Source organism: Leucothrix mucor DSM 2157, from assembly GCF_000419525.1.
GTDB lineage: Bacteria > Pseudomonadota > Gammaproteobacteria > Thiotrichales > Thiotrichaceae > Leucothrix > Leucothrix mucor.
The window spans coordinates 4,046,629-4,060,537 of record NZ_ATTE01000001.1 but is presented as its reverse complement, the minus strand read 5'-3'; the positions used below and the strand labels follow the sequence as shown (position 1 = coordinate 4,060,537).

The window sequence follows — 13,909 nt, the reverse complement described above, 5'->3', positions numbered from 1 at the left end:
GCACCGCCACATGGCTGTTTACGAACATCCACTAAACGAGAAGATTCGCCTGTTCTCCAGGCTCGAATTCTTAATTCATCGTTTCAATTTCTACACTCAGAACCCGGCACCGGAACATTGTCATTCGGCGTTGATGGTTTTGCTTGAGCTGTATAACCTCTCCTCACGTCTTGACGTTAAAAGCGCCACGCTTAATGTGCTGGATTGGCAAACTCAAGCACTACAGCGCATGAACGAGCTGGAAGATGTGGATAAGGAGCGGCTGCAAGACCTGCTGAATAAGCTGGATGAACGCGCCGAGCGCTTACATGAGTTTCGTGGTCAGTTAGGCCAGCATCTGAAAAGCCATAGCTTTTTGAATATGCTGAAGCAGCGCACCATGATTGCCGGTGGCATTAATGGTTTCGATTTGCCTTTATTTAACTTCTGGATGACACGTCCGGAAGCGGATCGCGTGGCTGATTTGGAAAGCTGGGTTGAGCCGTTTCGCATTGCTTATGATGCGGTAAAGATGGTGTTGGAGTTGATTCGCCAAAGTAGTACTAGCGTGAATCAAGTCGCGCGTGATGGCTTCTATCAATCGACCTTAAATGGCAATCGTGAATTCCAGATGCTGCGGATAGAGTTGCCAGATGACGCCCGCCATTTCCCGGAAGTGAGCGCCGGTAAACAACGCTTTTCAATTCGCTTTGTAAATGCCGATCACTTGGAAGAACGTAGTAAACAAATCGTTGAAGATATCGAATTCTCATTGATGATTTGTTGAGACTAAACAGGCTGTAACCGATTGCCGGTTACAGCCTGAATCAGTTCAATTAGCCTAAAACTCCCGCCCTGCCCGATATTCTTTCCAGCGTAATACTGCATTCGCACCCACCCGCATCAATGGTTGTGGTGGTAAACGCTTAGGCTGCACCTCGGGGATATAATCCGGCATTAACGTCTGCTTGCCACCTGCAGCCTGCTCCGCCGCAATAATCCCCGCAACAGTGCCTTTAGCTGCACCCAAACCATTCTGGCAACAAGCTGAGAATAAACCCTCATCAAGCTCGCCCCAAGCTTGCACATTATTCAAGCTCAAACAAAGACGACCACTCCAACAATGCTCCATTGTTACCTGCTTAAGCATTGGAAAGCGCTCTAAAAACGACTGCTGATGCGTGCGTGCTACCGCCGCCATTTCGCGATCTGAGGCGATTAAACCGGGGTCATAACTGGCACGATTGCGAATGACGATACGATCGCCGCCGGTGCCTGAAATACGCCTGACTGTAGTGCCAAGTGGGTCGGCTGGTGTTAAACCCCAGCGCGACTCGCCACCTAATTGCTTGCTCTCTTGTGACGTTAATGGCCGCGTCATGGAGGCAAATAGCAGTAAATGCATCAAGCGTCCGGAGTAAAACCCAAAATGCTCGATCAAACCATTCACGGCCAGAACCACTTTTCCAGCAGTCACTGAGCCTTCTGGGGTTTTAGCTACCCAACTCGTAGTGCCAGACTGTTTATCCAATGCCACCACGGGTGATTGTTCGTACAAACTCAAGGTGGCATGCCGCTGTAAACCCGCCGCCACACCGCGAACAAACATTGCTGGTTGCAGCATGGTGGTTCCTGGCGTCCATAAGCCGCCTTGGTAATACTCCGTGCCGGTTAGCGCCTTCATTTCCTGCGCATCCAGCATGCTAAAGCGCTCGCCCAGCTGGGTTAAGTGCTGTGCATAGTCGGCATTGTGCTTTAGGCCTTTTTCAGTGGCTGCGGCATTTACTTTACCAGTAGCTGCCACCGCCTCAGCGGGCAAGTCATAATCACGCGCCGCCTGCTTGGCAAACTCAATGGCCGCGCGATTCATTGCAGTATGCCGACGATCATTATCGGAGGAGCTACCCGCATAATCATCCGAGGATAAATCATGCGGTAGATCAATCATAAAGCCTGAGTTACGGCCCGCTGGGCCTTCTGCCAGCTTACGCCCCTCTAGCACAATGATGCGCGCCGTAGGCTCCAACTGAGTCAGACGACGCGCTGCCGCTAAACCCGCAAAGCCTGCACCAATGATTAGATAATCAGCCTCATGCTTGCCTTCCAGTGAAGGATACGCATCGCGTGAGGGTAAAATGGCATTCCAGCCAGTCGCCCCCACATCAGGAGGCATTTTGCGCACCTTGATCACGTTAGTCGACAGCCTCTTCTTGGGAACGATCGGATAAATCAATCCAGATTGTTTTCAGCTCGGTATATTGGTCATGTGCATGAATCGAGTTATCACGCCCGCCAAAGCCTGACTGCTTATAACCACCAAACGGCGTGGTAATATCGCCTTCGCCATAGCAGTTAATCGTCACTGTGCCCGCGCGAATTGCCCGAGCCGCCCGCAATGCTCGCTTGCCATTGGCACTGAACAGACTAGCTGCAAGGCCATAAGGAGTGTCGTTAGCCACCGCAATGGCTTCCTCGACCGTCTTCACTGTAATTACTGACAGCACTGGCCCGAAGATCTCCTCCTGAGCAAGCTTACTGTCAGCCGCGACCCCATCAACAATTGTCGGCAACACATAACAGCCATCTTGCGACTCGCCACCAACTAACACTGTCGCATCGCTAAGGCTTTCCGCACTCAAATAGCTGCACACTTTGTTGAAGTGGTTTTGATCAATTAAAGCACCGAGATTATTCACCGGATTTAAAGGATCACCCGTACGCCAATCCCGTAAATTATCGATAATCTTCTCCATCAGTGCAGGCTTGATCCCTTCCTGCACAATCAGTCGTGAGCTGGCTGAACAGTTCTCACCCATATTCCAGAAAGCTGCATTGACGATATGTGCAGCCACTAAATCCAGCTCTTCCGCATCGTCCAACACAACCGCAGGGTTCTTACCGCCACACTCCAATACAATCTTTTTCAGATTAGAGTCCGCGGAGTAGCGCAAGAAACGGCGGCCGGTTTCAGTGGAGCCGGTAAACGACACCATATCAACATCCGGATGCAGCCCTAACGGCTCACCCACATCGGGGCCCATACCAGGCAATACATTCAGCACGCCACGTGGCAAACCAGCATCCATCGCCAACTCAGCCAGTCGCAAAGCCGTCAGGCTCGTTTGCTCAGCCGGTTTTACGATGACGGAGTTACCCGCTGCCAGTGCCGGTGCAATTTTCCAAGCCATCATCAGTAGCGGGAAGTTCCACGGTAATACCGCGCCCACAACACCGACCGGCTCACGCACGATCATGGCAATCGCATCCTCACCTGCGGGTGCGGTTTGGTCATAAATTTTATCAATTGCTTCGGCGTGCCAAAGCAAGGTGTGAATCGTCTCTGGAATATCCACCGCCGCACAATCGCTGATTGGCTTACCGGAATCCAGACTCTCCAACACCGCAAGCTCATGACTGTTGCGCTTAATCAACTTAGCCAGCTGGATTAATGTTTCTTTGCGCTCAGTCGGGTGCAGCCTGCTCCAGTGACCTTGCTCAAAGGCTTCGCGCGCTTTTTCAACGGCGAAGTTCACATCATCGGCATTGCAGGACGCGATATGGGTAAGCGTCTCACCCGTTGCCGGATTGATCGTTGCAAAGGTATTACCCGAGGCTGCAGGGCGAAACTTGCCATCAATAAAGGCACTATTTGGAAAGTTGATTTCCGCGGCGATTGCCTGATATTCCTCATGGCTTAATAATTCAGACATTATGATTCCTCCGCGATTTTTGCCAATGTTGTGTTCATTACCCGAATGACTTGTTCAAGTGTTCGCTTTTCATCTTTATTCAATGACTGCAAAGGCTTACGCGGTGGTCCGCCCTGAATGCCGCGCGTGCTTAAACCGTGTTTAATGCACTGAATAAACTTGCCGCCCTGCTCCAATACCGCCATCAATGGCATCATTGCTGACATAATGCGACGGCCTTTTTCAAAGTCATTTTCAACCCGACAAGCCTGATACAACTGAATATGGGCTTCTGGTGCAAAGTTAGATCCTGCACACACCCAGCTGGAGGCTCCCCAAGCAAAGAATTCCAATGCCTGATCATCCATTCCACAGCCCAGTTGAATGTGTGGATAGTTGCGTGCCAGCAAGTGCAGGCGGTTAATATCACCCGAGCTTTCTTTAATCGCGCAGAAATTTTGTGAGCGCCCAACGCGATCCAGATACTCTTCACCCATGGTGACGCCCATGCGTCCGGGGTAGTTGTAAAGCATGATCGGTAAGTTTGCTGCACGGTCAATCGCCAGCGCATGTAACGCATTTTCACGATCCGTTGGAACCGCATACGGTGGTGTCGCCACCAAAATCGCATCTGCGCCTAATTTGGCAGCGGCTTCTGCATACTCAATCGACTCTTCAGTGCGAATAGCGCCAGTCCCCACAATCAGTGGTACGCGATCACCAATAATGCTTTTGAATAACTGCATCAGGTGCATGCGTTCTGCTTGAGATTGCGCGTAATACTCACCGGTGGTTCCGGATACAATCAAGCCGTTCACGCCACTTTTAATCAGTAACTCAATGACGGCTTCCAGCTCCTTTTCATTGATGCTGTGATCGTCAAAGTGCGGCGTCACAACGGGCGTGTAGATTCCTTCAAATTTCATGCTGGCTCCGAGCTGTTTAATTTTCTCTTCATGATTGCGCAATACCAATCAACAAACTGACACACACCACTTTCTGAAATCTCCGAGAATGGCCCCGGTATGTAAGATGGCGAACTCACGCCACGGAACGTCTCTTCAACCAATTGACGATCTTGCTCATTGGTCGCCGTCCACACTTCAGTCATGTGTTTTAAATCGTAGTCCACACCCTCAACGGCATCCTTTGGCACCAACCATTTGGTGGTTACCAATGTTTGGCCAGAGCTCACTGGCAATACGCGGAAGCTCAGCGCGTGATCACCTAAAAAGTGATTCCAGGTCGAGGGGTAGTTGAAGTACAGCAGCACGCCAATGTCTTCCACATCGGTATCATCCAAGCGAGCTTTAACCGCAGGCTTGCCATCCATGGTGTAGCTAATGGCGTTATCGGATAATGGAATACGGGTGATACGGTACTGACCGTGCTCATCCATAATTAGACGGCTAGGCAAACCAGCAGCTTCGCACTTATCCCAGTACTCAATCAGCTCAGGGTCATCATCGCCACCAAGGCCACCCACTGAGGCATTATCAACAAAGGAGTTCATTAGCTCTGGGTGATTAGCTTCGCAGTGATAACACTCACGGTTATTCTCAAAGACCAACTTCCAGTTGCCGCGCTCCAGCAAGTTCGACTCAAAGGCGACTTTGCAGTTTTCGAGATTATGTGGCGTCACAAAAGGGCTTAAATCAGCACGGAAGGCTTCAAAGTCTGGCGCTTCTTTAGCCACACACACATAAATATAGGTATTCACGATTTCGCAATGCACAGGCATCAGCGGATAATCTTCGGTTTTAAAGTCTGGGTTCATATTGCCGGCAAATAACAGCTTGCCATCTAATGCAAAGGTCCAGCTGTGATAAGGGCAGACTAACTTGGCGGTTTTACCTTTAGGCTGAGAGCACACCCGAGAGCCACGATGGCGACAGGCATTATGAAAGGCGCGGACTTCGCCATCATCACCCCGAATAATCACGACCGGATAGTCACCGACTTGCAAGGTGATGTATTCACCGGCCTTTTCAATCTCGACGGTATGGCCCGCGAAAATCCATTCCTTATGCCAAATATGCTCCAGATCCTGACGGTAGACTTCATCATCCCGATACAGGTCCCGCGTCAGCGCATGTTTCGGTACTCGCTGCTGAATCAATTCCAGCATTGTTTGTTTGCTTGTCATTCAGTGACTCCTTGATGCTAGACTAGATGGGAGGCGCGCTTGCAATCAGCAGACTGCCTTTCTCTACCTTTGAGTGTATTGATCACCTCACCGATGGCAAAGCGACTTTTTTTCAAGAGAATTGAATACCTGATGTTATGGTTAAACACATGAACTCCGATCAAATCCTGCTCCGCATGCCCTCTTTACGGGCTGTCAGGTCATTTGTGGCTGCGGCTAAATATCAGAATTTTACGCGCGCAGCGGAATCGCTCTGCGTAACACAGGCCGCAATTAGTCGTCAAATCAGGGAGTTAGAAGCCTCTCTCGGCGTTCCCTTGTTTAAACGTGCGGGTCGCTCAGTTGAGCTTACGGAAGCGGGCGTTATTTTTTATGATGCGGCGCACCTTTCTTTTGTGAATATCGCGCAAGCCGCCCAACGCATTCAAAACAATGACCAAGATAAGCAAGAGTTAACGATTTGCTGCTCGCCAGCCTTTTCCGCGCTGTGGTTAACCCCGCGCTTACCTGACTTTTTCTCGGCCAATCCGCACATTCATGTCAATGTACTCACGACTCATAACTTCTTGCATATGGAACCTGGCGTGCGTCCGGATATTTTCATTAACAAGCATTGCGAGTCGCGCAGGGGCTATCATTCCATTCCCTTATTTTATGATCTGATTTTTCCGGTGTGTTCGCCAAAATTCCTAAAAGAGAATCCACAACTGGTAACGCTGGAAGGTTTAGGTGAAACCAACCTATTAGACCTCAGCGCCTATGGCCGCTCGCAGATTGCAGAGCATGTGGATTGGGGCGTTTGGTTTAATCACCAAGGTATGGAGCTTCGCCGTAACAGTAGTCGTCACCTGTTTAATTCCAATGAATACAGTATGTTGATTCAAATGGCCCTAAACCATCAGGGGGTAAGTCTGGGTTGGAGTCAGTTGATTACTCCGCTCATTAAACAAGGCCTACTGGTACGCGTTGGGAATGCTGAAGCCCTGTATCGTGAGAAATTACACTACCTCACCTTTGCCGATAGCAAGCAGGATGATGAGGCGTTTACCTGCTTCAAAGTCTGGTTTTTAAATGAGATTGATCAGGAACTCACCCGAGTCACTTCGCCAGCGACCGTGACCTAATCAAGCGATCCTTCACAATTACCAATAACCTAGAGTTATGCTTTTCGTGAAAAAAAAGTTGGTTGTGGTAATAGCCTCGCTATCGCTAGTATTTAAGCCATAGCGAGTCAACTGCAACAGAGGATAGGTAGCGCGATGAGCGACTTTAATACTTCCGATTTCATGAATCCTTTGACCATCCAAACCTGGTCTAATGGTCGCCATTTGTTACGCTGCGCCAGAGTCATTGCCGAAACACACGACGTCACTACGTTTAGCTTCGGCATGAATCAACCGGTATTGTTCTTTTTCAAACCGGGCCAATTTGTCACCCTAGAACTGGAAATCGAAGGCAAGCGCGTCATGCGCTCCTACACCATCTCCAGCTCGCCTTCTATTCCCTACAGCATCTCGATTACCGTCAAACGTATTCCCGGTGGTCTGGTTTCAAACTGGCTGCACGACAATATGAAGCCCGGTATGCAGTTAGCGGTTCACGGGCCAGTGGGCAACTTTAACGGCATCGACTTCCCCTCGCCGAAAGTCTTGTTACTGTCTGGTGGCGTGGGTATTACCCCGGTCATGTCGATGGCGCGCTGGTGGTTTGATACTGACTCGGAAGAGGTGGACGTTATTTTTGCGCACAGCGCCCGCACCCCCAGAGATATTATCTACGCCAAAGAGCTGGACTACATGTCTAGCCGCATTGATAACTTTCAGTTTCACATGATTTGCGAGCGCCAAGAGGTGGGGCAAAGCTGGAATGGTTATCGTGGCTATTTAAACCTGCGCATGATGAGCTTGATCGCACCCGATTTTCAGGAACGTGAGATCTTTTGCTGCGGTCCTCAGCCGTATATGACAGCGGTGAAAAGCATGCTGGAAGATGCTGGCTTTGATATGCAGCGCTACCACGAAGAGTCATTCGGCGCGACGCCAGTCAAAGATGTAGCCCTTGCTAAAAAGCATGCTGACGCCGCTGAAATTGAAGAGCAGCTACCGAAAGAAGAAGTGAAAGTCAGCTTTAGCGACTCCGGTAAGTCAGCCAATATTGCTATTGGTACCAACCTCAATGAAGCGGCCACCGAAGCCGGCATCAATATCCCCAAAGCCTGCGGAGTCGGTATTTGCGGCGCTTGCCGTGTGAAGATCAAGTCCGGCAGTTGCGAGATGGACCACAATGGGGGCATCTCAGAGCAGGAAATCGATATGGGCTATGTCCTTTCTTGCTGCTCTGTCGTTACTGAAAGCTTGGTGGTGGAGTACTAATCCACCGGCTTTCTTAGCCACCACGCCCCAACACTTAAACGAGTAAACACGCAGTCCCCGTGCTGAGCATTTTTGGGTCTCAGCCTCGCTGTGCCGACAGTTTTAAAGTCATCACCTACGCCACACCCGATCAATCACAAAGGAGAAGCAATGTGTCCATTTCACCGCCCGTCAAGGAGCTGAATATAGAAACGCAGGATAGCGGTTTCTATAAAGGCTTTAACCAAACCATCGCGCTAATATCCAAACTCATCGTCGCACTCATCGTTATTTGGGCTGTCGCCTCTCCGGAGCGAGTCGGGAAAATCTTACTAGAAATCCAAAACTGGTCCTTCCAAAACCTCAACACCTACTACCTATACACCATCGCCTTTTTCATGAGCGTTTGCCTGATACTGGCAGTTGTTCCATCTTTTGGGCGGATCAAATTAGGCACTGCAGATGGCGTACCGGAGTTCTCGAATTTCTCATGGTTTTCTATGATGTTTGGGGCGGGTATCGGTATCGGCATGCTAGGTTACGCAGCCGCTGAGCCCATCTGGCACTTAGGCAGCAACCCCGACATTATTATGAGCAAGCAAGCCATTATGGCGGCGTTTGCCGGTAGTAATATTGCTGTTCCAGAAGGCGCTGATGTATTCGCCATGTATAACGATCAAGTTGCAGCAGGCAGCTTGGCGGCGATTGATGGCATTATCGCGCCTAAGTCGGAAGCGGCTTTGGATTCGGTTTATCGCTACACTTTCCTACACTGGGGATTTGGCCCATGGGCTTGCTATGCGCTGATTGGTATCTCGCTGGCATTCTTTAGTTACTCACGCGGCTTGCCTCTAACTATACGTTCAGGCCTAACCCCAATATTTGGCCGTTCACTGGAAGGCCCTCTTGGCCATATCATTGATATTGCAGCAGTAATTGCCACGATTCTTGGTGTCGCTCAGACTATTGGATTAGGGCTTAGCACCTTTGCTTCTGGCCTGCACAATATCACTGGCGCAAGCTGGTTAATGACCACTGGCGACACGCCAGAGCCTACCACCGCCGCCTTGCTAGTCTGTTTAGTGGTGGTTATGTTGCTATCCACACTCTCGGCATTGTCAGGCGTTGGGTAAAGGCATTAAATGGCTGAGCAATATCAATATGGTGTTGTCATTCTCACTGTTGGGATTCTTCCTGATCTTCGGCTCAACCATGCTGGCATTCGAATTACTGGGTAAAGGCATCTTCTCCTACATCGTTCACCTCCCTGCGATGACCTTCACTGTTTGGAAGCCATCCACAGAGCTCGGTGCATGGCAAACAGGCTGGACGGTATTCTATTGGGCTTGGTGGATTGCCTTCGCACCTTTCGTTGGTATCTTTCTGGCGCGCATCTCTAAAAATAGAACCATTCGCGAGTTTGTTCTGGGCGCAATCGCAGCCCCTTCGCTGATGTGCTTTATGTGGTTTACCTTTGTTGGAGGCACCGCGGTTGATTTAGAGCTCAGTGGCGAGGCAGCGGGAAAGATTTTCGGCTCTAACCTGACTTACCAACTGTATGAAGTAATCAACATTATGCTGTCACCCACGCTGGCAACCGTTATGTCGGTGATGATCGTTATACTGCTGTTAACCTACTTAGTGACTTCTGCCGACTCTGCCGTGCTAGTAGTTAACACCATTAATGCCGGTGGTGCGCAAACAGAAGCAACAGGTCCTAAGCACATCATAATCTGGGGATCGGCATTGACCGCCGTGATTGCGGCCTTGTTATTAGCCGGTGGTTTAGGCGCGATTAAATCCGCCATGATTATCGGCGCGATTCCATTCTCATTCATTATGATACTAATGGGCATTAGTTTGCTCAAAGCGCTGATTCGGGATGGGATGCGTCAGAAGCGCTTAAACACCTAGTCTTTGATTTAAGCGTAATAAAAAGCCGCCACTAATTAATTCAGATGGCGGCTTTTTTGTTTTGATGGGTCGTAATCGTTGATAAGTGACAGAAATGTAACTATTGCGTCGTATGCTGACACTTTCTGAAAGTGACAAAGCTTATTTCCAAAACACTTGAAAACAATAAAATTCAATACTTATCAGTTACTTAAATAATTTTAACCAGAGTTGGCACGCGATCTGCATATTACTTATCAACAACAAAACAAAAATTATAACAGAATAATAAAATTTACCAGCAAGCCCCGAGAAGATCGATCTACTAATAATAAAAATAAGATCATCGACAATCTCACCCCCCCCAGCGCTCTTTGCTTCCCCCGGCAAAGGGCGTTTTTTTATGCCCCAAACTCAAGTACCGCTAATGCCCCTCTCTTATGGACAGTTGCAATTAAAGCACAATCCGATATGCTCTTAGAACATGCAAGTTGCCTCAAATACTCGCGAACAATAAGACTTAACCCAAGGATATTTTAATGCGCTTTATAACAATTATTAGCTTAAGTTTTTTTGGGGTGTTGTCTGTTAGTGCTAATCCGCCTGAGAGTACCAGCAAAAAACACATACCCATTTCAATGGGAATTAACCTCAACGAGCCACAGTCACAAGTTGATATCGTGACGCATGCACAAATCATGGGGGACTTAGCCAAGTCATTTAGGCCCTTTGATGAGAGCATCTTTGAGAGAGTACAAGAGTCTTTAGAGACCAAGGGTGTAGCATCCGTTAACTTCAACTCTGAAGATCCCATCGTCAACAGCGTTTTTATTGATGAATACGCAACCCCTCAAGCAGACAATATTTATACCATCAGCCGAGCACTTGAAGACGATCAAACAGAAAGAGAGTCGTTTGATCCTAAGGATTATCAAACCTTAGATAATTTTAAAATCAGAGGCTTGGTTAATCGCTTCGCGCAAACAAGGTATAACCGCTTTAGTGAATTTGGCGTCACAGTCAATAATGATAAAACGGTGCTTCTCAAGCGTGGCAGCTTTGTTTACACAACGGGCTTGGAGTCAGCCAAAGTTGGCGATGTGCCTGAAGGCATTTATCCTGTGTATTTTGATGGCGATGTTGATCTTAAGGTTGAGGGCTTCGCTGAAATCGTATCGTGTCCGGAAAAGTATGCCTCCGCTAAAAGCTGCTTGGATATTGCGATACCAGAAGCACCATCCAAGGAAGGCATCAAGCTCACGTTTACCGCAAACAGCGATACCCACTTAAAGAATTTTCACTTAATACTGCCGACCGTAAACCATGAGGACGTGCTGGCAGGCAAGATCGTCTTTAATCCTGACTATTTAAAGTACATCAAACCATTTTCCACCCTCAGAGTGATGAATATGACCTTGTCATCACCTAAGTCCCCTTTTGAGTGTGTGACCACTTATGTTAAAGCCAGAAATGTTTACTCTCTTCCCCAGGAAGCGCTAGAGGCAACGTATTTAAGGCATACCACCAACATAACACTGTTGGGCATGTTAAAAGCGCTGGAACCTGAGTTAATCAGGGCTGAGCTGATTGATACAGACGCTATCCTCAAGTCGTTTAAAGAATTTAAAAATGAAGATAATGAGATTTTTTATACTGAACAAGAAATAGAGTCGATTGAGTCAATCATTCATGACCTTCTCTCTGACAATCAGTATTTAAACCTGATGACGTTTGATTACCGCATCCGGGAAAGTGAAAAAGCACTAGCACCGATAAAAGAACAACTCATTAGCTTAAGAAAAAAATCGCTGGAGTTTAACTGGAACTATGTAAATCCGAATGAGGACTACGGAAACTGCTTGATGAAGTACGCCAGAAACTCAACCGACCGGGCAAAACTGCACGATCAGTTCTGGGGCAACTCATACATAAAACCTGAAGAAAAATGGAGAGGTTTACCGTATGAAGTCATTGTTGAGCTTGCCAATGTTACCCAGTCCAATGTTTGGATAAATGTGCCTCACAATGCGACCGAGTATTACGTCACCGATATGGCTAACTACTTTAATGAGTCACTGAATAAAGACTCTAAGGTGTTTTTAGAGCTTAGTAATGAGGTGTGGAATGGTGCATTTGCTAGCCAGAAATACTTTATAGGACTGGCTAATCACCGGCAGGAACAGTACGTTTCTCAGTTTTTTGATCGCTTCGAGGATTACCTAAAAACATCGGATGATGAAGTGGTCTCATACCGCAATATGAGAGCGGGTTACTTAGACTACTTTTACAAGTTCAAAAAAGAAGTCACTGACGAGTTTGAGGATTTAAAATGGTGTGCGAGTCGCTCAAATCTAAGCACGTTGGTTGATGGGCTTAAGCTAACGAACACAGGCCTTAGCATGGGTGAACTCACTAAGCCCGAAGCTACCTCAGATAGCCAACTGAGACTTCGCCCACATGGGCCGACTATGGCTAAGCTTAGCCAGTTTTACACAATCGATATCGAAGATTTTAACTGCAATAAGCTCGTTGATAATGAATACACTGGCAACAACCAATTCATTGCTGACATCCAATACAAAAAAGGTAACTTCTTCGACAAGCTTGCTTTAAAAATTCCTTATATGAGCGCTTACTGGTTAGGCTATACAGGAGCGGCTAAAGGGAAGTTGAAAATACAGGTAGACGATAGAAACGGGGACTTTAAAGATGTCTTTGTTGATCGGTTTACCTATATTAAAGAGCATAAGAGTGAGCTTCACAGCCCTGACCTGGTTTATCACTACACCGGTGATGCAATCAGAGATCTTCAGAAAGACTTATTCACCGAGTTTAAAAAAGGCTGGGATAAACGAGTTGCTGAAAGATTTGGTTTTGACTTCCAAAAGAACTCAGAGGTTTACGTATTAAAGAATCTGGATAGAGCCTACAAGTTTATGGCGCAGATGGCTTATGTAGACAGATTAGACCGTGTTGCTAAGATCTGGCTTGAGTCAGGGATGGATGAGAAAAACCTCATCGTCACCTTGGCAACCAAGCAAAACAACCCTGTTTTAACCAAGATCATGCTTAGCCATGCCGCCAAGACTGAATCCATCAAAAGAATTGATGCCGTTGCGACCTCGGCCTATTTTTATGCCTGTTTTGGCAACCTAAACCATGATGATAAGGTGATAAGCCCTCACAAATTTGGGCCTTGCCATGACGTAGCAAAGGGCGTGCTTAACGCTAAAACGGCGCAAGCGGTTATCGATGTTATTAAAGACCCTAACAACCCAAGAGGCGTAGAAGCCGTAAGAAAAGAACTGATTGCCCAGAACAAGGAAATCAACGATATTGATGAGCGAATTCAATTAGTTGCTTATGAGGGTGGTCATAATTTGGCACTGACAAACTTGGGTAGAGATCAACAAAAATACTTTGATCGTCATCCTGAGTTAAAGGCTGAAAAGCTTGCGTTATTTAAAGAGGCTATTGAGCTGGAAGGCATGGCTGCGATCACCAAACACCTTTATAAAGTATGGCTTGAGGAAGATGGAAAGGTCTTTAATAACTTCTACATGCCTCAGTCTTTCCATGAGTGGGGTAGCTTAGGCCTGAGTGAATCGCTTTCGGATATGGAAACACCAAGGTATTTAGTTGCGTCGGAATTTGCGGCTGTCTTTGAGAAAATGGAAAAGGCTATTAGTGCGGCTATTAAGTCACCTGAGCCAAAGGTGGAGTAAATTGATCTCTATACACAGGCTTACTTTTGCCTTAATTTGCTAAAAGACAAGGTTGTTTTCACAAGTTTCACGCTAAAATACAAAGGTCTTTTAACAAAAAAGCCGCCACACTGAATATCAGTGCGG

10 protein-coding genes are annotated in these 13,909 nt (G+C 47.6%); 6 read left to right on the top strand and 4 right to left on the bottom strand.

Annotated elements, in window-relative coordinates:
- The first annotated feature begins 10 nt into the window (after positions 1–10).
- A complete protein-coding gene (zapD, locus tag LEUMU_RS0118460) occupies positions 11–766 on the top strand; it encodes a cell division protein ZapD (RefSeq protein WP_022953784.1) in 756 nt (251 codons plus the stop codon).
- A gap of 54 nt (positions 767–820) precedes the next feature.
- Here zapD and LEUMU_RS0118455 read toward each other — a convergent pair whose 3' ends face one another.
- From LEUMU_RS0118455 to LEUMU_RS0118440, 4 genes are read right to left on the bottom strand one after another with little or no spacing between them, the layout of a single operon-like run.
- Positions 821–2,152, bottom strand: coding sequence for an NAD(P)/FAD-dependent oxidoreductase (locus LEUMU_RS0118455; RefSeq protein ID WP_022953783.1), 1,332 nt, complete (start codon positions 2,150–2,152; stop codon positions 821–823).
- 19 nt (positions 2,153–2,171) lie between these two features.
- On the bottom strand, positions 2,172–3,689 hold the full coding sequence (locus LEUMU_RS0118450; protein WP_022953782.1) for an aldehyde dehydrogenase: 1,518 nt from the start codon (positions 3,687–3,689) through the stop codon (positions 2,172–2,174).
- Positions 3,689–4,594, bottom strand: a complete 906-nt coding sequence (locus LEUMU_RS0118445; protein WP_022953781.1) for a dihydrodipicolinate synthase family protein — start codon at positions 4,592–4,594, stop codon at positions 3,689–3,691. Before LEUMU_RS0118445 ends, LEUMU_RS0118450 begins: the two co-directional genes overlap by 1 nt.
- Positions 4,591–5,814, bottom strand: a complete 1,224-nt coding sequence (locus tag LEUMU_RS0118440; RefSeq protein WP_022953780.1) for an aromatic ring-hydroxylating oxygenase subunit alpha — start codon at positions 5,812–5,814, stop codon at positions 4,591–4,593. The genes LEUMU_RS0118445 and LEUMU_RS0118440 overlap by 4 nt, the downstream gene beginning before the upstream one ends.
- A 149-nt stretch (positions 5,815–5,963) precedes the next feature.
- Here LEUMU_RS0118440 and LEUMU_RS0118435 point away from each other — a divergent pair, with 149 nt between their 5' ends.
- From LEUMU_RS0118435 to LEUMU_RS0118420, 5 genes are all read left to right on the top strand, one after another.
- A complete protein-coding gene (locus tag LEUMU_RS0118435) occupies positions 5,964–6,938 on the top strand; it encodes a LysR family transcriptional regulator (RefSeq protein WP_022953779.1) in 975 nt (324 codons plus the stop codon).
- Positions 6,939–7,073: 135 nt separating this feature from the next.
- Positions 7,074–8,186 (top strand): FAD-binding oxidoreductase, encoded by a 1,113-nt coding sequence (locus LEUMU_RS0118430; protein ID WP_022953778.1) that lies wholly within the window; start codon positions 7,074–7,076, stop codon positions 8,184–8,186.
- A gap of 152 nt (positions 8,187–8,338) precedes the next feature.
- On the top strand, positions 8,339–9,298 hold the full coding sequence (locus LEUMU_RS29075) for a BCCT family transporter (RefSeq protein WP_211223042.1): 960 nt from the start codon (positions 8,339–8,341) through the stop codon (positions 9,296–9,298).
- A complete protein-coding gene (locus LEUMU_RS29070; RefSeq protein ID WP_211223041.1) occupies positions 9,291–10,079 on the top strand; it encodes a BCCT family transporter in 789 nt (262 codons plus the stop codon). Before LEUMU_RS29075 ends, LEUMU_RS29070 begins: the two co-directional genes overlap by 8 nt.
- A 518-nt stretch (positions 10,080–10,597) precedes the next feature.
- On the top strand, positions 10,598–13,783 hold the full coding sequence (locus tag LEUMU_RS0118420) for a hypothetical protein (RefSeq protein ID WP_022953777.1): 3,186 nt from the start codon (positions 10,598–10,600) through the stop codon (positions 13,781–13,783).
- The last annotated feature ends 126 nt before the right edge of the window (positions 13,784–13,909 follow it).

Bases quoted from the DNA above. Each gene is read 5' to 3' on its own strand.
- LEUMU_RS0118440 (WP_022953780.1), bottom strand. From the start codon at position 5,814: ATGACAAGCAAACAAACAATGCTGGAATTGATTCAGCAGCGAGTACCG.
- LEUMU_RS0118445 (WP_022953781.1), bottom strand. From the start codon at position 4,594: ATGAAATTTGAAGGAATCTACACGCCCGTTGTGACGCCGCACTTTGAC.
- LEUMU_RS0118450 (WP_022953782.1), bottom strand. From the start codon at position 3,689: ATGTCTGAATTATTAAGCCATGAGGAATATCAGGCAATCGCCGCGGAA.
- LEUMU_RS0118430 (WP_022953778.1), top strand. From the start codon at position 7,074: ATGAGCGACTTTAATACTTCCGATTTCATGAATCCTTTGACCATCCAA.
- LEUMU_RS0118420 (WP_022953777.1), top strand. From the start codon at position 10,598: ATGCGCTTTATAACAATTATTAGCTTAAGTTTTTTTGGGGTGTTGTCT.
- LEUMU_RS0118455 (WP_022953783.1), bottom strand. From the start codon at position 2,152: ATGCCTCCTGATGTGGGGGCGACTGGCTGGAATGCCATTTTACCCTCA.
- LEUMU_RS0118435 (WP_022953779.1), top strand. From the start codon at position 5,964: ATGAACTCCGATCAAATCCTGCTCCGCATGCCCTCTTTACGGGCTGTC.
- zapD (WP_022953784.1), top strand. From the start codon at position 11: ATGGCTGTTTACGAACATCCACTAAACGAGAAGATTCGCCTGTTCTCC.